The 19,506-nt window shown below is 48.3% G+C and carries 14 protein-coding genes; 13 read left to right on the top strand and 1 reads right to left on the bottom strand.

The annotated features are described in order from the left end of the window. Window positions 1–16: 16 nt before the first annotated feature. Entirely contained in the window at window positions 17–1,534 is a 1,518-nt protein-coding gene (locus LQR33_RS03495) for a phospholipase D-like domain-containing protein (RefSeq protein ID WP_231179316.1), read from the bottom strand. A gap of 282 nt (window positions 1,535–1,816) precedes the next feature. On the opposite strand from LQR33_RS03495, the gene gltB reads away from it, so the two are divergent. The 13 genes from gltB to LQR33_RS03430 all read left to right on the top strand — a co-directional run bounded on the left by gltB (window position 1,817) and on the right by LQR33_RS03430 (window position 19,468). Continuing rightward, window positions 1,817–6,265 (top strand): glutamate synthase large subunit, encoded by a 4,449-nt coding sequence (gene gltB / locus LQR33_RS03490; RefSeq protein ID WP_231179318.1) that lies wholly within the window; start codon window positions 1,817–1,819, stop codon window positions 6,263–6,265. A 66-nt stretch (window positions 6,266–6,331) separates the two neighbouring features. Beyond that, window positions 6,332–7,765, top strand: a complete 1,434-nt coding sequence (locus LQR33_RS03485) for an FAD-dependent oxidoreductase (RefSeq protein WP_221665808.1) — start codon at window positions 6,332–6,334, stop codon at window positions 7,763–7,765. 228 nt (window positions 7,766–7,993) lie between these two features. Then, entirely contained in the window at window positions 7,994–8,992 is a 999-nt protein-coding gene (pseB, locus tag LQR33_RS03480) for a UDP-N-acetylglucosamine 4,6-dehydratase (inverting) (protein WP_166440013.1), read from the top strand. After that, window positions 8,993–10,153, top strand: coding sequence for a UDP-4-amino-4,6-dideoxy-N-acetyl-beta-L-altrosamine transaminase (gene pseC, locus LQR33_RS03475; RefSeq protein WP_221665809.1), 1,161 nt, complete (start codon window positions 8,993–8,995; stop codon window positions 10,151–10,153). After that, entirely contained in the window at window positions 10,141–11,034 is an 894-nt protein-coding gene (locus LQR33_RS03470; protein ID WP_166440011.1) for an aldo/keto reductase, read from the top strand. Before pseC ends, LQR33_RS03470 begins: the two co-directional genes overlap by 13 nt. Then, window positions 11,031–11,813, top strand: a complete 783-nt coding sequence (locus LQR33_RS03465) for a cytidylyltransferase domain-containing protein (protein ID WP_221665811.1) — start codon at window positions 11,031–11,033, stop codon at window positions 11,811–11,813. Before LQR33_RS03470 ends, LQR33_RS03465 begins: the two co-directional genes overlap by 4 nt. Then, a complete protein-coding gene (locus LQR33_RS03460; protein WP_231467633.1) occupies window positions 11,806–13,095 on the top strand; it encodes an aminotransferase class III-fold pyridoxal phosphate-dependent enzyme in 1,290 nt (429 codons plus the stop codon). Before LQR33_RS03465 ends, LQR33_RS03460 begins: the two co-directional genes overlap by 8 nt. Then, a complete protein-coding gene (locus LQR33_RS03455) occupies window positions 13,095–14,039 on the top strand; it encodes a hypothetical protein (RefSeq protein ID WP_231467631.1) in 945 nt (314 codons plus the stop codon). The genes LQR33_RS03460 and LQR33_RS03455 overlap by 1 nt, the downstream gene beginning before the upstream one ends. 390 nt (window positions 14,040–14,429) lie before the next feature. Beyond that, window positions 14,430–15,128: a metallophosphoesterase family protein gene (locus LQR33_RS03450; protein ID WP_231467630.1), complete on the top strand. Its 699-nt coding sequence runs from the start codon at window positions 14,430–14,432 to the stop codon at window positions 15,126–15,128. Next, complete coding sequence (locus tag LQR33_RS03445; RefSeq protein WP_231467628.1) at window positions 15,128–16,072, top strand: ATP-grasp domain-containing protein; 945 nt, start codon at window positions 15,128–15,130, stop codon at window positions 16,070–16,072. The genes LQR33_RS03450 and LQR33_RS03445 overlap by 1 nt, the downstream gene beginning before the upstream one ends. After that, entirely contained in the window at window positions 16,062–17,081 is a 1,020-nt protein-coding gene (gene pseI / locus LQR33_RS03440) for a pseudaminic acid synthase (protein ID WP_231467626.1), read from the top strand. Before LQR33_RS03445 ends, pseI begins: the two co-directional genes overlap by 11 nt. A 70-nt stretch (window positions 17,082–17,151) precedes the next feature. Then, the gene (locus LQR33_RS03435; protein WP_231467624.1) at window positions 17,152–18,339 is read left to right on the top strand and encodes an MATE family efflux transporter; all 1,188 of its coding nucleotides are present in this window, start codon (window positions 17,152–17,154) and stop codon (window positions 18,337–18,339) included. Then, entirely contained in the window at window positions 18,332–19,468 is a 1,137-nt protein-coding gene (locus LQR33_RS03430) for a hypothetical protein (RefSeq protein ID WP_231467622.1), read from the top strand. The genes LQR33_RS03435 and LQR33_RS03430 overlap by 8 nt, the downstream gene beginning before the upstream one ends. Window positions 19,469–19,506 lie beyond the last annotated feature (38 nt).

Genomic DNA, 19,506 nt, shown 5'->3' with positions numbered 1-19,506 from the left:
GGTTAAAGAGCTGTTTTCATTGGCAGTCGGCAGGCGGATCCCGGGTGTCGTCGGAGGGGGGCTGAGCCAGGCGCAACTGTTGTTTTTTTCTCCGTTTTTCCAGATACAGGCCGGCGGCCTTGAATACCACCGCCAGGCCGCCGGCGGCCAGCAGCGCGACCAGCGGCGCGGCGGCCAGCCAGGGGAAGTAGGCGATGGCCAGCGCCAGCAGGCACAGGGCGACGCCGATGCTGAGAAAGGCAGGCGCCTCGCTGCTTTCCACCATCCGGCTGCCGCGCACCGCGGAGCCCAGCGCGTCGCCGATGCGCATCGCCTGCCGCGCCGCGGCGCTGGCGCTGCTGAGCGCCATTTCCTTGGGCGTGCCGCGCGGCCGCTTTTCCTGCTTGCCTACCGGCCGGGGCACCGGTTTGCGCCGTTCCTGGCGCAGCACGATCTCGGTGGACTGCTCCAGATCCTGCAGGAAGCGGTCGGCCAGCTCCCCGGCCAGGCCGGCGTCCTCCAGCGCGATGTCCAGCTCGCGGTTGACCAGCCAGCTCGACAGATTGAGGTTGGTGGAGCCGATGCGGGCCCAGCGGCCGTCGGCGACGGCCGTCTTGGCGTGGATCATCGGCCCGTTCCATTCGAACACTCGCACCCCGGCTTCCAGCAGCGGGCGGTACTGGGTGCGGGACACGGCGGCGATCCAGCGGATGTCGCTGGAGCGCGGCACCAGCAGGCGCACGTCGACGCCATCCCGGGCCGCCTGCTTCAGCGCGGACAGATAGAGGCTGGTGGCCATGAAATAGGCGTCGGTCAGCCACAAGGTGCGGCGGGCGAAACTGGCCACCAAGAGGTCCAGCCGCATCATCCGCGCGGTGGACGGCGTGGTGGCGATCAGCCGCGCGGCCGCCTCGCCGCAGGGCCGCGTATCGGCAGGAGCCAGCCAGCGCGCATCCAAGGGCTCGCCGCAGCTGGCCCAGCTGTCGGCGAAGGCGGCCAGCGCCGGCGCCAGCAAGGGGCCGCGCAGCGCCAGGCCGGTGTCGCGCCACGGCGCCAGAGCCTTGTCGGGCTGGCCTTGCCAGCTCTGGCTGACGCACAGGCCGGAGACGAACAGCTCCCGCCGGTCGACGATGATCATCTTGCGGTGGTTGCGTCCCAGCAGCGCGAACCCGGCGCTCAGGCTGGGCGGATGATAGGCGCGCACTTCGGCGCCCGCCTCCAGCAGCGGTTTGAAGAAGCTGGACAAGTGAGCGCGCCAGCTGCCCAGCCAATCATATAGCAGGCAAACTTGGATGCCTTTTTTTGCCTTATCTACAAGGATATCCCGTATTTTCAGTCCAAATTGGTCATTGGCGAAAATATACATTTCGATGAAGACGGAATCCTGGCTGGAAGCGATGGATTTTTCCCAAGCAGGGAAGTTCTCGGCGCTGTCGTACAGCAGGCTCACCTGATTGCCGCCCACCAGCGGCGCGCCGGCGGAGCGGGAAAGCGCCTGTTCCGCCAGCTGGCGGACGAATTGCAGAGTCTGTTGCGACTGCTCGTCTCGGTTCATGATTTTTCTGAATTTTGTCTGACAGAATACAAAATATTGCTGGAATGGCTGCTTTGTATCTAGTTTTTAATCAAAAACACTGTCGTTTTTTTGAAAATTTTTGTCTCAAAAACTCAAAAATAATGCAGTAATCGAGTAGTGGAATTACATATCAAAACAAGTCATTGCGCTTCAAATGATTGAAATCAAATGATTGTTGCGCTGCGCCAAACTGTCTTGCGGCTGGCGGGATCTTGCCCGTAGAATCGAACGCATCACTACAAAGTATAAATGGGCAGAGAAATGGACAGACAGAGCCGCCTGCAAGGCACATTGTATAAACCCGAGTTCGAACAGGACAGCTGCGGCTTCGGCCTGATCGCCCAGCTGGACGACAAGCCCAGCCACTGGCTGGTGGCCACCGCCATTTCCTCGTTGGCCAAGCTGACCCACCGCGGCGCGGTGGCGGCGGACGGCAAGTCGGGCGACGGTTGCGGCCTGCTGTTCAAGAAACCGGATGGGTTTCTGCGCGAAGTGGCCGGCGAAGCCGGCATCGCGTTGAAGTCAGTGTACGCCGCCGGCCTAGTGTTCCACCACTCTGACCGCGCGGTGGGCGAGCGCAGCCTGGCGCGCCTGCGCGAGCATCTGGAAGCGCAGCAACTGGAAGTGGCCGGCTTCCGCATCGTGCCGGTGGATCTGTCCGCCTGCGGCGAGACCGCGTTGGCGTCCTTGCCGGCCATCTCCCAGGTGTTCGTGAACTGTCCGTTCGGCATGGACGAGCTGGCCTTCCAGCGCCGGCTGTACATGGGCCGCCGCCAGGCGGAAAAGGCCTGTCGCGACGACGATCCCTGTTTCTATCTGCCCACGCTGTCGCCGCATACCATCTCCTATAAAGGCCTGGTGACGCCGGATAATCTGCCGCGTTTCTTCCTGGACTTGGCCGATCCGCGCTTCGAATCCAGCCTGGCGGTGTTTCACCAGCGCTTTTCCACCAACACCTGGCCGCAGTGGAAGCTGGCTCAGCCCTTCCGTTTCCTCGCCCACAACGGCGAAATCAACACGGTGCAGGGCAACCGCAACTGGGCGCGCGCGCGCGAGCGCATCATGGCCTCGCCGCATCTCGACATGGACGCGGTCCGTCCCATCGTCCAGACCGACGGCTCGGACTCGATGAGCCTGGACAATATGTTAGAAGGCCTGCTGATGGGCGGCATTCCGCTGTTCCGCGCGCTGCGCCTGCTGGTGCCGCCGGCCTGGCAGAACGTGGACAGCACCGACAAGGACTTGCGCGCCTTCTACGAATTCAACTCGATGCATATGGAGCCGTGGGACGGCCCGGCCGGCATCGTGCTGACCGACGGCCGCTACGCCGCCTGCATGTTGGACCGCAACGGCCTGCGCCCGGCGCGCTGGGTGCTGACCCGCGACAACATCCTGACCATCGCTTCGGAAGTGGGCGTATGGGATTACCGCGCCCAGGACGTAGTGAGGAAGGGTCGCGTCAAGCCCGGCCAGTTGTTCGGCGCCGATCTGCTGAACGGCGAATTGCTGATGCCGGAAGACATCGACGCGCAATTGAAGAGCGCCAAGCCGTACCGGCAGTGGATCAAGGACAGCGCCAAGTACCTGGAGCTGTCGATCGAGGACGACGCCGGCGTCGAGCCCTTGTCCAAGGATGAGCTGGCGCGGCTGCAGAAGCTGTTTAACCTCAGCCGCGAGGAGCGCGACCAGATCCTGCGCGTGCTGGCGGCCGACGGCCAGGAGGCGGTGGGCTCGATGGGCGACGACACGCCGATGGCGGTGCTGAGCCAAAAGGTGCGCGCGCCGTTCGACTACCTGCGCCAGCAGTTCGCCCAGGTGACCAACCCGCCGATCGATCCGATCCGCGAGGCGGTGGTGATGTCGCTGAATACGGTGTTCGGCCCGGAACGCAATATGTTCGAGGAGAGCGCCGAGCACGCCAAGCGCCTGGAGGTGCGCAGCCCAGTACTGAGCCACGAGAAGTTCACCCGCGTCACCACCCGGCCGGAGCCCTATCTGAAGGCCACCAATTTCGATCTATGCTACGACCCGGACGAGACCACGCTCAGCGAGGCGATTTCCTGTCTGGCCCGCCACGTGGTGGAGGCCGTGGAGGAGGGCACCGTAGTGGTGGTGCTGTCCGACCGCCATGCTACCGGCGAGCGGCTGCCCATCCACGCGCTGTTCGCCACCGGCGCCGTGCATCACGCGCTGATCGACGCCGGCCTGCGCTGCAAGACCAATATCGTGGTGGAGACCGCCGCCGTGCGCGACGCCCACCAGATGGCCTGCGTGATCGGCTACGGCGCCACCGCCGTCTATCCCTATCTGGCCTACCAGACCATTCTGGAACTGGTGAGCAACGGCGATGTGAAGCTGAAAGCCAACGAGGCGCTGCAGCACTACCGCAAGGGCATCAACAAGGGCCTGCTGAAAGTGCTGTCCAAGATGGGCATCTCCACCATCGCTTCCTATCGCGGCGCGCAGTTGTTCGAAGCGGTGGGAATTCACGAGGAGGTGGTGGAGCTGTGTCTGAAAGGCACGGTGTCGCGCGTGTCCGGCGCCAATTTCGCCGATTTCGAGGCCGATCAGAAACAGCTGGCCAGGCTGGCGTTCAACCCGATGCGCGGGCTGAACCAAGGCGGTTTGCTGAAATACGTGCATGGCGAGGAATACCATGCCTATAACCCGGACGTGGTGATGCAACTGCAAAAGGCGGTGCAGAACGGCGATTACACCGCCTATCTGCAATATGCCGAGACGGTGAACACCCGTCCGGTGGCAATGCTGCGCGACCTGATGCAACTGAAGCTGGCCGGCGAGCCGATTCCGCTGGACGAGGTGGAGCCGGTGGAGGCCATCGTCAAGCGCTTTGATTCGGCCGGCATGTCGTTGGGTGCGTTGAGTCCGGAGGCGCATGAGGCGCTGGCGATCGCGATGAACCGCCTGGGCGGGCGCTCCAATTCCGGCGAGGGCGGCGAGGACCCGGCGCGCTACGGCACCGAGAAGATGTCCAAGATCAAGCAGGTGGCGTCCGGCCGCTTCGGCGTCACCCCGCACTACCTAGTCAACGCCGAAGTGCTGCAGATCAAGGTGGCCCAAGGCGCAAAGCCGGGCGAGGGCGGCCAGCTGCCCGGCGACAAAGTGTCCGGCCTGATCGCGCGGCTGCGCCACGCCAAGGAAGGCGTCAGCCTGATCTCGCCGCCGCCGCACCACGACATCTATTCCATTGAGGACCTAGCGCAGCTGATTTTCGATCTGAAGCAGGTGAATCCATCGGCGCTGGTGTCGGTGAAACTGGTGGCCGAACCCGGCGTCGGCACTGTCGCCGCCGGTGTGGCCAAGGCCTACGCCGACCTGATCACCATTTCCGGTTACGACGGCGGCACCGGCGCCTCGCCGCTGACTTCGGTTAAATACGCCGGCTCGCCATGGGAGCTGGGCCTGTCCGAGGCGCAGCAGGTATTGCGGGCCAATGGCCTGCGCGGCCGGGTGCGGGTGCAGACCGACGGCGGTCTGAAAACCGGCCTCGACGTGGTCAAGGCTGCCATCCTTGGCGCGGAGAGCTTCGGCTTCGGCACCGGGCCGATGGTGGCGCTGGGTTGCAAATACCTGCGTATCTGCCATTTGAACAACTGCGCCACCGGTGTGGCGACGCAGGAAGTCAAACTGCGCTCAAAGTACTTCACAGGCCTGCCGGACATGGTGGTCAATTACTTCCTGTTCATCGCCCGAGAAACGCGGGAATGGATGGCCAAGCTGGGCGTGCGCAGCATGGAAGAGCTGATCGGCCGCATGGACCTGATGGACGTATTGGCAGGAGAGAGCGAGCGTCAGGGCCGTCTCGATCTGGCGCCGCTATTGTCGCAAGGTACGGTGTTGGATAGCGAGCCGCGGTTCTGTGTTTCGGACAGCAACCCGTCCTTTGACAAGGGCGAGTTGGCCGAGCAGATCCTGCAAGACGCGCTGCCGGCCATCCACAACAAGCAGATGCTGGAGCTGGCCTATTCGATCGAGAACACCCACCGCTCCATCGGCGCGCGCTTGTCCGGCGAGATCGCCCGCGTCCACGGCGCGGCTGGGCTGCCGTTTGGCTGCCTGAAGGTCAAGTTCAGCGGCAGCGCCGGCCAGAGCTTCGGCGTGTGGAACGCCTCCGGTCTGCACCTGGAGCTGGAAGGCGACGCCAACGACTATGTTGGCAAGGGCATGGCTGGCGGCCGCGTCACCATCTATCCGCCCAAAGACGCCGGCTACAAGGCGAGCGAATCCATCATCATTGGCAACACCTGCTTGTATGGCGCCACCGGCGGCCAACTGTTCGCCGCCGGCATTGCCGGCGAGCGCTTCGGTGTGCGCAACTCCGGCGCCTTGGCGGTGATCGAGGGCGCGGGCGACCACTGCTGCGAATATATGACCGGCGGCACCGTCGTTGTGCTGGGCGAGACCGGCTACAACTTCGGCGCGGGCATGACCGGCGGGTTCGCCTTCGTCTACGACCCGGCGGAGAAGTTTGCCTACCGCTACAACAATGAGCTGATCGACATCCACCTGATCAACGGCGAGGCGATGGGCATGTACCGCGCCTACCTGCTGGAGAAGATAGCCAAGCACGTGGAACTGACCGGCTCGGAAACCGGCCGCGCGATGCTGCAGAACTTCGACGATTACGTCGATTACTTCTGGCTGGTGAAGCCCAAGGCCGCCAAGCTGGAAAGCCTGCTCAAAGACTAAGCGCTGGCAGCCATCCAAATACAGGGCGGCGCGCGGCGCCGCCCCACCCTAGCGGGAGAGAACGCAATGTCCGATGTATTCCAGTTCATGAAGCTGTCGCGCAACCCCGGCGACAAGATCGACGCCTCGGTCCGCAAGATCGAATTCAAGGAAATCTACCAGCCGCTGCACGAGGTGGACGCCGCCGAGCAGGCCGGCCGTTGCTTGTCCTGCGGCAACCCGTACTGCGAGTGGGAGTGCCCGGTGCATAACTACATCCCCAACTGGCTGAAACTGGTGGAGGAAGGGCGCCTGTTCGAAGCGGCGGAGTTGTCGCATCAGACCAACAGCCTGCCGGAAATCTGCGGCCGAGTTTGTCCGCAGGATAGGCTCTGTGAAGGTGCCTGTACGTTGAACCAGGGCGGCTTTGGCGCCGTTTCTATCGGCAGCATTGAAAAGTACATTACTGATGAGGCGTTCAAGGCGGGTTGGCGGCCAGACATGTCCAAGGTAGTGTGGACGGATAAAACGGTGGGGGTGATCGGCGCTGGCCCGGCAGGTTTGGCTTGTGCCGATGTGCTGGCGCGCAACGGGGTCAAGGCGGTGGTGTATGACCGATATGAGGAAATCGGAGGTTTGCTGACTTTCGGTATCCCGGAGTTCAAGCTAGAAAAGGATGTTGTGCGTCGTCGTCGCGACATCTTAGAAGGCATGGGCGTAGAGTTTGTGCTGAGCACTGAAGTGGGCAAAGACGTTTCGATGGAAGTATTGCTAAAAAGGCACAATGCGATCTTCATGGCGTTGGGAGCCTATAAGGCCATGAAAGGCGGCTTCCCAGGCGAGGACAGCCCTGGTGTGCTTGAAGCTTTGCCCTATCTGGTTAACAATGTTCGCCAGTCTATGGGTACTCTACCTAAAGAAGAAACTCCGATCTCGATGAAGGGTAAGCGAGTGCTAGTGTTGGGTGGCGGTGATACGGCGATGGACTGTAATCGTACAGCGATTCGCCAGGGAGCCAAACGCGTGATTTGTGCCTACCGCCGCGATGAGTCCAATATGCCTGGTTCGAGACGTGAAGTGGATAATGCGAAGGAGGAGGGTGTCGAATTCTTGTGGAATCGGCAACCAATAACAATAGAGCCAATGATAGGTGGAACGTTGGCTGTAAAACTTGCAGAGACTCGCTTAGGAGCGCCTGATGCCAAGGGGCGTAGAAATGCGGAAGTGGTCCCTGCAAGTGAAGACATTATCGAATGCGACAATGTGATCATAGCCTTCGGCTTTAAGGCGGAACCGGCTAGTTGGTTTGATGATCATGGAATTTCAATTCCAAGCCATGGGCGTACATTATCCCCTGAATGCAGCAAGTCCCCATATTTAACAGATAACCCTAAGATTTTTGCCGGCGGTGACATGGTGCGAGGGGCGGATTTGGTTGTACGGGCAGTTTTTGATGGGCGTCAGGCTGCTGAGCAGATTTTGTTATATTTGAAAGTCCCTGGATTTAAAAACACGCGTTAGTTATGCTTTCATGGCGCTCTCTAATGAGACGAATATAGGGAGTAATTCTAAATAAAAGGCTATAGTGAGACGGCTTTGATTATTTTTCTTACGCGGTGATCTTGCAAGATAGTTTTCTTAGTGAAATGGTCAGTATTTATTTTGCAGGTGGCTTGATGCTAAAGGCTGATAAAGACATCAATGCCTGTAAGTTAAGTCAAAATTAAATTCAATTGTAGAGATAATTATATGCTTGCTAACTCTAGTATTCTAGTAACTGGCGGTACTGGTTCTTTTGGGAATACTTTCATCCCGATGACATTGCAGAAATATAATCCGAGAAGAATAGTTATATTTTCTCGCGACGAAATGAAGCAATGGGAGATGGCCAAGAGTTTCAAGAATGATCCCCGTGTACGTTTCTTTATCGGCGATGTCCGTGATAAGGATAGATTGTATCGTGCATTGGATGGTGTTGATTATGTGGTTCACGCAGCGGCTACAAAAATTGTCCCTACTGCGGAATATAATCCCTTTGAGTGCATTAAAACAAATATCAATGGCGCGATGAATTTGATTGATGCTTGCATTGATAAGGGAGTGAAGCGAGTAGTTGCCTTGTCTACCGATAAAGCTAGTAGTCCTGCAAATTTATATGGTGCTACAAAACTAGCGTCAGATAAGCTTTTTGTAGCAGGGAACTCATATTCTGGTGCCCATGACACTCGTTTTGCTGTTGTCCGGTATGGGAATGTAATGGGTTCGCGTGGTTCAGTAATTCCATTTTTCCTGTCAGTTAAGGATAGTGGTCAATTGCCAATTACTGATCCTCGTATGACGCGTTTCATGATCACTCTTGAGCAAGGCGTTGAATTGGTATGGCATGCATTTGAAGATATGATTGGCGGGGAAATTTACGTTAAGAAGATCCCGTCTATGAAAATTACTGATATTGCACAAGCTGTTTCTCGTGAGGCTGAGCATAACATCGTTGGTATTCGTCCAGGTGAGAAGCTGCATGAGCAAATGATTGGAGTGGAAGATGCTTATTATACCTACGAGTATCCTGAGCACTTTAAAATCCTTCCCAATATAAATGGTTGGGAAAGTGATGCTCAGCGGATAAAAAATGGCAAGAGAGTCCCTGAAGGATTTATTTATGCGAGTGATAATAATAAGGAATGGATGAGTGTAGAGGAGCTTCAACAGTGGATTGAAGCCAATAAGCTCAAAGTTGGAAAACTCTAAATGAAATTTATTCCTTATGGCCGCCAGGACATAGATCAAATCGATGAGCAAACTGTCTTGGATACACTGCGCTCAGACTTTTTGACACAAGGTCCAAAAGTTGCTGAATTTGAACAGGCCCTATGTAATTATACTGGGGCGCGTTATTGTGTCGCAGTCGCAAGTGGTACTGCAGCTCTTCATCTAGCGGTTGCAGCATTAGAATTGCCTGAGGGTAGTGAAGGAATTACCAGTACGAATACGTTTACGGCTTCCGCTAATAGCATGGTTTATTGTGGAGTAAAGCCAGTTTTTGCTGATATAGATTCACGTAGCTATAATATTGATCCACGTTCGATCCTAGAACATATTACAGCACAGACGCGTCTTGTCACTGCCGTGCATTTCGCAGGTCAAACTGCAAATATGGCGGCTATTGCTAGCTTGGCACAAGAACACGGGCTTAGAGTAATTGAGGATGCTGCACATGCTATCGGTTCAAATTACCCTGATGGTAGTAAGGTTGGTAATTGTAAATATTCAGACCTGACAATCTTCTCCTTCCATCCGGTTAAAACGATGACGACCGGTGAAGGAGGAGCTGTGATGACGAATGATGCTGATCTTTACCAACGGATGCTGCTTCTACGTTCTCATGGCATCAGTAAAGATCCCTCCAGAATGAGTCGAAATCCAGGTCCTTGGTACTACGAAATGCAGGCGCTCGGATGGCATTATCGTCTCACGGACATGCAAGCTGCACTTGGGCTCAGCCAGTTATCGAAGATCGAGAGTTTCAAAGCGCGTCGGCGAGAAATCGTGGCTAATTACAATGCGGTGTTTGGGCAAAACCCGCTAATCACGATCCCACATGAAGAAATGGCGGCAAGCTCCTGCTTCCATCTATATGTGTTGAAGCTCAATTTTGAGCAGTTGGGTAAAAGCCGCGTAGATGTTATGCAGCAACTTGTAGAATGCGGTATTGGTAGTCAGGTCCACTATATCCCAGTACATACTCAGCCATGGTATCAGGATAATTTTAGTACCAGACAAGGTGATTGTCCTATCGCTGAAGAGTACTATCAATCATGTCTGTCTTTGCCACTTTATTCATCAATGAGTGATGATGATCAACGACGTGTCATTTCCGCTGTGAATGAGATTGTGAAATGCCCCAGCTAGCACTAGGCACTGTCCAGTTTGGTCTGCCTTATGGTGTAACTAATACACAAGGCCAGGTTAGTGAAGAGGATGGGCGAGCAGTTTTGCATCGGGCTAGTCAATATGGCATATCAATGCTGGATACTGCAGCCGCTTATGGACAGTCGGAAGAGGTGTTGAGCAAGTTAAAAGCTGAGCATGATTTTCAGATTGTTAGCAAAACGCTACCTTTACTAGGTAAAACTAATACACTTACTGAAATGATGGGGGCGATAGAGCGCAGTTTGCAACTGCTATCGGTAAAGCGAGCTCTTTATGGCATGCTGATCCATCATCCCGATGATTTACTCGGTCCTACTGGAAAAGTTGCCTATGCGGCCTTGCAGAAAATGCAAGATGCGGGGCGAATCCAGAAGATAGGCGTATCGATCTACACTGGAGAAGAGATCGAGGCGAGCATTCAGCAATACAGAATCGATATCATCCAGTTGCCACATAATGTTCTCGACCAACGGTTACGCAAATCAGGGCACTTAAATAAGCTGCGTGACAGCGGTGTGGAGATTTGTGTGCGGTCCGCATTTTTACAAGGCCTGCTGTTACAAAATATGGAACAGCTACCATCATATCTACATCAATTGACATCTCCTCTAACAGCTTTTTTTAACCGAGCTCGAGAGTTAGAATGCTCGCCATTAACTTTGGCGCTTGGCTATTTGCGTCAGCAGGAAACAATAGACCATATTCTGGTTGGTGTTCTCAATGTTAAGCAACTTGATGAGATCTGGCAAGCTTGGCGCTGTGCCGCCAACTTGCCAGATGGGTGCGCAAATGACTTAGGGATCGATGATGATCTGCTCTTAAATCCTGCCCGATGGGCACAACTGGAAGCAGGGACATGAAGATACTGACGTTGTTACAGGCTCGCACAAGCTCGACACGTTTGCCTGGAAAAGTTCTCAAAGATTTATTGGGTCAGCCTATGATCCTTCATCAAATACAAAGAGTACAACGAGCACGGGCAATCGGTACTTTATGCTTAGTAACAAGCACAGATACGAGTGATGATCTCTTGGTAGAAACGGTTGGTCAGGCTGATGTCATGGTATTCCGCGGTAGCTTGGACGACGTGTTGGATCGTTTTTATCAGGCAGCATCTCTCCATGCCCCTGATGTAGTAGTGCGGCTCACGGGGGATTGCCCGCTCATAGATCCACAAATTATTGATCAGGCTCTAGAAAGATTTCAGCAGGAGGGTTGTGATTACCTTAGTAATAGCAATCCGGCAACATATCCAGATGGAATGGATGTTGAAGTGTTCAGCTTTCACGCATTAGAGAAAGCTTGGGAGTGTGCAACATTACCATCTGAACGAGAACATGTTACCGCTTATATTTATAAGCATCCGGAACAGTTTAAGCTGAGTAACCTTATCAATGATATTGATTTGTCTTCAATACGATTGACAGTTGATGAGGTCGAAGATTTTCATTTAGTGGAAAAAATATACGGCGAACTACTCCCTAAGAATCCGGAATTTTTATTAACAGATGTTTTGAAATTGCTGCAGCAAAATCCGCAATGGGTGAGTTTGAACCAGAGTATTTCTCGCAATGCAGGCTATCAAAGATCAATTTTGCAAGACGCCTTAATAAATAATAGGGTTCAAGAAAATGAGTAAACGTTATAATCTTTCTGAGCAATACTTGGATCGTGCCCTGAAAAGCATCCCTCTTGGTTCGCAGACTTTCAGCAAAAGTCGTACGCAGTATCCATTTGGAGTGTCCCCTTATTTTATTGAAAAAGGCGATGGTTGCTATGTATGGGATGTTGATGGTCATCGCTACCTTGACATGATAGGAAGTCTTGCAGCGTTAACTTTGGGTCATAATGACCGATATGTTACAGAAGCAGTTACTCGTCAGCTCCAAGATGGGGTTATTTTTTCCTTACCGCATCCATTGGAGTTCAAAGTAGCAGAAAAGCTTATCTCACTGGTTCCTTGCGCTGAGAGAGTGCGTTTTGGCAAGAATGGCTCAGATGCAACTGCTGGTGCAATCCGTGTATCACGTGCTTTTACAGGGCGTGATCATGTAGCTGTTTGTGGCTACCACGGATGGCAAGATTGGTATATTGGTTCTACTGCTCGCTACTTGGGAGTTCCACAAGCAACGCGTGACCTTACCCATACCTTTATGTATAACGATCTGGAAAGTCTTAAAAAGATATTTGAGAATTTTCCAGATCAAATCGCGGCAGTTATTCTCGAACCGATGAATGTTTCAGAACCCGCGCCTGGCTTTTTAGAAGGTGTGAAAGAGCTAGCACATTCCTATGGCGCGGTGTTGATTTTTGATGAAACCATTACGGGCTTTCGCTATGCAAATGGTGGTGCTCAAGAGTTGTTCGGGGTTAAACCAGATTTGGCCACATTTGGTAAAGGACTGGCCAATGGCTACCCAGTATCTGCGGTAGCTGGTCGTGCTGATATTATGCAACTGATGGAAGAGATTTTTTTCTCATTTACATTCGGGGGCGAAACACTTTCCTTGGCAGCTTCCTTGGCTACTATGGAAAAACTAGAATCAGAACCTGTTCTTGAAACCATCGCAAGACAAGGGGGCAAAATATTATCCTATTTGGGAGATAAAATTAGCCAATTGAAAGCTGAGGATGTTTTCACAACGGCAGGACATCCAAGCTGGAGTTTTTTGATTATTAAAGATGTGGCACCATACACTAGCTGGGAAATAAAAACACTATTTATGCAAGAAATGCTGTCACGTGGAGTATTGACGATTGGCACCCACAATATGATGTACGCACATGATGATCAGGCCTTAGATCTATTATTCTCAGCCTATGATGAAGTTTTACCCCTATTGGTTAATGCGATTCGTAGCAATACCTTGAGGGAGCAGTTGCGCTGTGAGTCACTTCAACCATTATTTAAAGTGCGTTGATGTTGCCATTACACATCTTTACTGAGGGTGGCTTGAGTCAAGGGCTAGGTCACTTAACCCGTTGCCTAGCCTATGCACATGCTTGGCGTGAATTAGGGCGCAATGTTTGTTGGTGGGTTGATGGTGATAAGTATGCCAGTAACTTGCTATTGGAGGAATCCGTCACATGGGGAAAGTGGCAGGAGCAGTGCACCGCGCCAAATATAAATGCTTTTGGGTTGGTTGACAGTTATTCTGCATCATCGTTCGTCTTAGATATAATCGTGAAGAGTCATAGTAAGGTTATTTTCCTAGACGATACATTTCGGATTCAATATCCTAAAGGTTATGTGGTACATGCAACAGAATGTGATGATGTTCCTGAGGTTGTAAAAGGTGATTCTACTTGGCTAATTGGAAAGGAATGGCAGGCACTTAGACCTGCTTTTTGGCGCAATTTCCCTGCGAAAAATATTTCATTTTACGTAAAAAATATATTTATTATGATAGGTGGAACTGATCATTTGAATTTGACAGAGAAAGTTTGTAATGAATTAAAGGCGGCTCACCCATCTAGCATGTTGCATATTGTTTCTAATAAGAAACTTCATTTAGAAAATGCACGCTTTTATAATTCACTAACTGATTACGAAATATGTGATCTGATGATGATGTGTGATTTTTCTATCACCTCTGCAAGTCAATGTATTTTTGAGCTTGCCAAAGTAGGTATGCCTGGAATTATTTTAGCAACGGCGCAAAATCAAGACCAACAATTACAAGTATGGTCCGAAAATGGTTCATTTCTCTCTGCTGGTTGTTGGTATGAAACGGCGGCTAACGAAAAATTGAGAGAATGTATAAATAATATTTCTAGTTTTGATGTGAGACAGTACATGTCGACCATATCAAGAATGGAGATGTCCGGAGTTTCCAAACCCAAAGCTCTTGAGTTGCTTTGTTAGTATGCGAATACTATGACCATTTCTTGTGTTTTTGTTTTTTCAATTCGCTAACTGGTAAGTTTATTAGATAAGTGAAGCATTTTCTAGTGTCAGATTTTGGACGTGGTAATCGTATTGTTAGTAGCAATGCTGATTGCCATCTCGGTGTAATTGTAAAAACTTTTGATAAAACGATAAACAGTACTGCTACTTAATAATTGTTGTTGAATAGCAATAAGAATTAGTAAGAGAGTATTTGATAAAAAGCTGTAGCTATTGAGTCTACTGTTATTAAAGGAACACTTATGTTCTTGGATTGTGCGTGTAGTACGAAATAAATTTCATACGCTTTTGAGGTTGAAATGGAAAATATAAAACTTATCGATACCGTAGTTAAGATCATAAAATAAAATGCTAGTAGCCATAATTAGCGATATTCATTCCAACTATGACGCATTAAAATCAACTCTAGCAGATGCTGAGATGCTTGGCGTGGAGTTGTATATATTCTGTGGTGACATGTTGGGATACTATTATATGCCCAATGAATGTATAGAGTCCCTAAAAAAGAATAATTATATTGCTATAAGAGGGAATCATGATCAAATATTTATTGATTCGCTTGTAGATAATAAAGGTAGTGATGAGTATAGAAAAAAGTATGGCAGTAGTTTGGATATTACGAAGTCAGTTATTACTGAAGAAAATCTTGAATGGATAATAAGTTTGCCAGGGCATGCAAATGTCACTTTGGATGGTTTCAGAATCGGAATTTTCCATGGTTCGCATAACTCTATTGATGAATATCTGTATCGTGATGTGGTAATTGAAAGACATGATGACATTAAGAAATTAGATTTTGATCTTATTTGTTTTGGCCACACGCACCACCCATTTCATATTAAGATCGAAGATAAGATAATTTTAAACCCAGGCTCTGTAGGGCAGCCGAGAAATAGACAGCCGGGTGCTCATTGGGCGTTGCTAGATACAATGACACATGAAATTAACTTAATGATCTCTAGTTATGATAGTTCACATCTTATTAGTGAATGTTTGAAAAGAGACCCCAAAATTAGTTATTTGCATGAAGTATTGGTGAGGATATAATGAGAATACTTATAACAGGAATCGGTAGTGATATTGCACAGGCAACTGCACGAGTAATACGCGATGAATTCCCTAATGCTGTTATTATAGGGGCTGATATCCATAATATGCACGCAGGCCATTTCTTTTGTGACGAAATGCTCCTCTCCTGCCGAGCCGACTCAGTAAATTTTATTGGTTGGCTAAAAGAAGCCATAGTTACAAAAAAAATTGATATTTATATTCCTCTATCTGAGGCTGAGTTACGCGCTTTGTCTGTTCTGGGCGAATTACCTAGTGTTGTTTCCGATGCAATTATCTGGGCTGGGAATTTTTGCGCAACAAAATGTCTTGATAAATTAAAAACCTTTCAATTTTTAGAATTGAATGGTGTTCATATTCCATGGACAAAAGAACCCAGTCATCTTTCCGAAATAAAATTCCCATGCATATTTAAGATGCGTGAAAGTGCAGGTTCCAAAAATATTTTTATATGCAAAAATGAAAAAGAAGCTGTTTTCTTAAATGATTTATATGGGGAAAATGCAATTTTTCAAGAGCTTCTTTCGCCCTCAATAAATGAAATAACTTGTCCAGTTTATTTAGATAAAGATAATGTCGTTCATGTATTGCAATTGCAAAGAAAATTATCAGGTGGACTTACTGGTTGGTGTAAGACTGTAAATTACGAGGAAGTAAGAGAGCTATGCAAGAAAGTTGTTCATCTATTAAAACCAGAATGTCCTATTAACATTCAATTGATTTTAACAGATCAAGGACCTCGCATATTTGAAATTAATCCGCGAATATCATCGACAGCCTTAATACGCGATAAGATGGGCTTCCAAGACGTGCGATGGATGATAAATGCAAAAATCGGAAAGCCACAAACTATAGATAGTAATGTGGAACTAGGCATTATTGGCTACAAATTAACTGATGCGGAAATTCGCCATGAAAAATAATTCAACTTTCATCATAGCAGAGTTATCTGCCAATCACGGAAATAGTCTTGAGCTTGCCTTGCAAACGGTAAAGGCTGCAAAAGACTCTGGCGCAGACGCAATAAAAATTCAAACTTTTACGCCCGACACCATCACATTAAATTGTGATAATGACTACTTTCAGATTAAGCAAGGTACACTATGGGATGGAACAACGCTTTACAAGCTGTATGAACAAGGATATACACCTTGGGACTGGCATGATGCGATTAAAAAAGAGGCAGAAAAACAAGGCCTAATTTTCTTCTCAACTCCTTTTGATCATACAGCAGTTGATTTTCTTGAGACGCTTGATGTACCAATTTATAAAATTGCGTCTTTTGAAATAACGGATATTCCGCTAATTGAATATGCGGCGAGTAAAGCAAAGCCGATGATAATATCTACTGGTATTGCATCGATTGCTGACATACAGGGGGCAATTAATGCATGTCATGGGGTAGGCAATTATGACATTACTCTGTTGAAATGTACCTCATCTTATCCGGCCCCAGTTGAAGAGGCAAATCTTCGAACTATTCCCAATATGGCGGAGACGTTTGGTGTTAAGGTCGGGTTATCAGATCATACAATGGGTCACTCTGTTGCGCTAGCGGCAGTTGCACTTGGGGCTAGTGTCATTGAAAAACATTTTATTCTTGACAGATCAATCGGAGGTCCCGATGCGTCATTTTCTATGACGCCTGAAGAGTTTAAAGAAATGGTTAAGAATATTCGAGAAGTCGAGCTAGCGTTAGGCCGGATATCTTATGATTTGACAGATAAGATGATTGCGAGCAGAAAATTTTCTCGTTCTCTTTTTATTACAAAAGATGTAAAAGAGGGTGAAATTTTCACTCATGAAAACATTAAATCTATTCGACCTGGTGATGGGATTAGCCCAAAACATCTTCACAAAATACTGGGTAAAAGAGCCAATGGCGATTATAAGCTTGGCACCCCTTTTTCATGGTCGTGTGTGAAAGAGTAGCTGGGTTGTGACATTAGAAAAAATCAATAATACGTTATTGAGGCTAGGGTCATTAGGAATAAAATACCTAATGACCTATTATTTAGCGTTTGTATTGCAAGCGGATCAATATGGAGAATTTACATTAACGCAAGCAGCTTTTAGCTTTTCATTATATGCCGCAGGGCTAGATTTTTATTTATTTTCCAATAGATATATTTTAAAAAATATAAAGAGCCAAGCCAAAGCGTCGGCAGCAATATTTTCACAGTTCTTTGTTAATGCCATTGGGGTAATTGTTATATCAGTTCCTTTTTATATTTACATGAAAGGATCTGGCTTTGACTTTATCATTATACTTGTTTTACTTGGCTCTATCTTGACTGACTGCTTAGCTCAGGAAATAACACGAATTCTCGAGATTATTGGGGCGCAAAGACGAGTATCTATAGTTAACGCAATTAGGTTTGGAGTCGGCTCTTTATTTCTAATTGTAATAGTGCAATATAACATTACGAATAATGCTGATTTCTCAGCCGTACTGAGCATAATGTATTTATCGCTTATGACGACATCTTTCTTGGCTTTTTTATATGGCTTAAAATCTGTAAATAATCATGTTGACATTGTTTTTTCATTTCCAAAATTTTACCTAATTAAGTCTGGTATAGGAAATATACCGAAATATATTATTGGTACTCTTTCTTATAGGGGGCTCTTTTCGTTCGATAAGTTTATTATTGGAGCTTTTTGCACCAAAACCTCCCTTTCTTGGTATGGATTTATATGCTTGACATTGTCTGGCATTCAATTGGTTCAGGATACTATTATTTCGGCATATTTATACCCTAAGATCATGAGGTACGGAATTCAGCACAAGCATGCGGAAATGTATTGTGAGTCACGAAGAATGGCTAATATGAATGCCGCATCAGGTGTTTTGTTGGGGGCTGCTGCGGTTATTTTTTTTTATTTTTTAGAAAATAGAATGCTCGTTGCGAAGCTCGCGATAGAGAATCTCGAAGTAGCGATTATTTTAATCATTTGCTACACTCTCAATGCAACATCCATGCCATATCATTATGTTCTTTATGCCAAAAATAAATTATCTACAATATCGGTGGTGCATGTTTGCTCTTTGATTGTTTTTATAATGTTATGCTCAATTCACATAATATATGCGATCACTCCCTTCTCAATATCTATTTGTTTGCTGCTATCCTTTTTCGTGTTGTTTGTTTTACGATTAAAGCTTGCTAGAATGGCCTGCCATGATTAGTCATGAGTTTTTGACAAGATACATGAGGAAAAGAACGCTACAGGGCACCCCCGCTTTTTTTTCAGCTGTTAAAAAGGCCTATCTTTTAAAATCGCTTTTTTTATTACCATTTATTTTTCTGCCAGATATAAAAAAAACAAAAAGGGTGGCCTTTGTTATTGGCCCACATGCACTCAAACAAATTTCTCCAAATGATCGTCATAACCTATGCATTATTGGCGGGCCTGTAGAGTACTTTCTGGCGCGGAAATACGGCGCAGCATTTATAAATGCAAGTTTATTCTACATTGCCTTATCTATTACATTATTTACTTTTTTAAGAATAAATAAAGTTACTGAGTTTTTTTTGAAAGGCCTTTTAAAACGTGCTAACGCAATGAGTAGTGGCACAGGAGTACTTATTCATCATAGTGATGCACTTCCCTATGGGAGGTTGCTGAATGATTTTTTCCAGAAAAATAAATTCACAACAATTTGCTTTCAGCATGGCTATTTTGATGGTTCTATCTTTGAGACGGATGGATTTTATTCGGATTTTAATATTGCTATCGATATTAAACAGAAAGAAATTCTGAAAGAAGCAATAGGTAATAATAGCCAATTTTCAGTGATTAGTGATCTCTCTATTTCGCATAAAATTTATTGTGCTAGAAGGAGAGAAAAACGTTGTATTTTACTAGGAGAGGGATGGAAGTCTCATAATATTAAAATACATAACAACTATATTAAATTTATAAGAAAAATACGGGGTGAACTGATACAAACAAATCGCTTGATACGATATCGCCCACATCCATCAGAAAAGCTTGATTTGATGCTTCTTTTAAAGATGTTTCCGGTAACTTTGAATGGCCGTGGAGAAGGAATTAATTGTCAAGATATTTATATTGGAGCATCCTCCTCGCTTTTGGCCGAAGCTGCTCAACTTGGAGCCACAGTCATCTCGATAAAAGGATTAGTGCCTACGCATTCTATTAAAAATTCTTCGATCATGTATGTTAGTCAGGAAGATTTTATCATTAGATATAAAGAAATAATTGATGTACCTCATAAACCCTGTTTGGGGCATGATCATGAATTTGTTTCCATTGAAAAATTAGTACTCCTTTTGCAGAATAATAAATTATGAGTAAATTAAGTTATTGGTGTTTTTTGCTAATTGTGTGC

It is taken from the genome of Chromobacterium piscinae (genome assembly GCF_021129175.1).
GTDB lineage: Bacteria > Pseudomonadota > Gammaproteobacteria > Burkholderiales > Chromobacteriaceae > Chromobacterium > Chromobacterium piscinae.
Note: the sequence above shows the minus strand (reverse complement) of the source record. Positions and strands in the feature narration are given on the sequence as shown.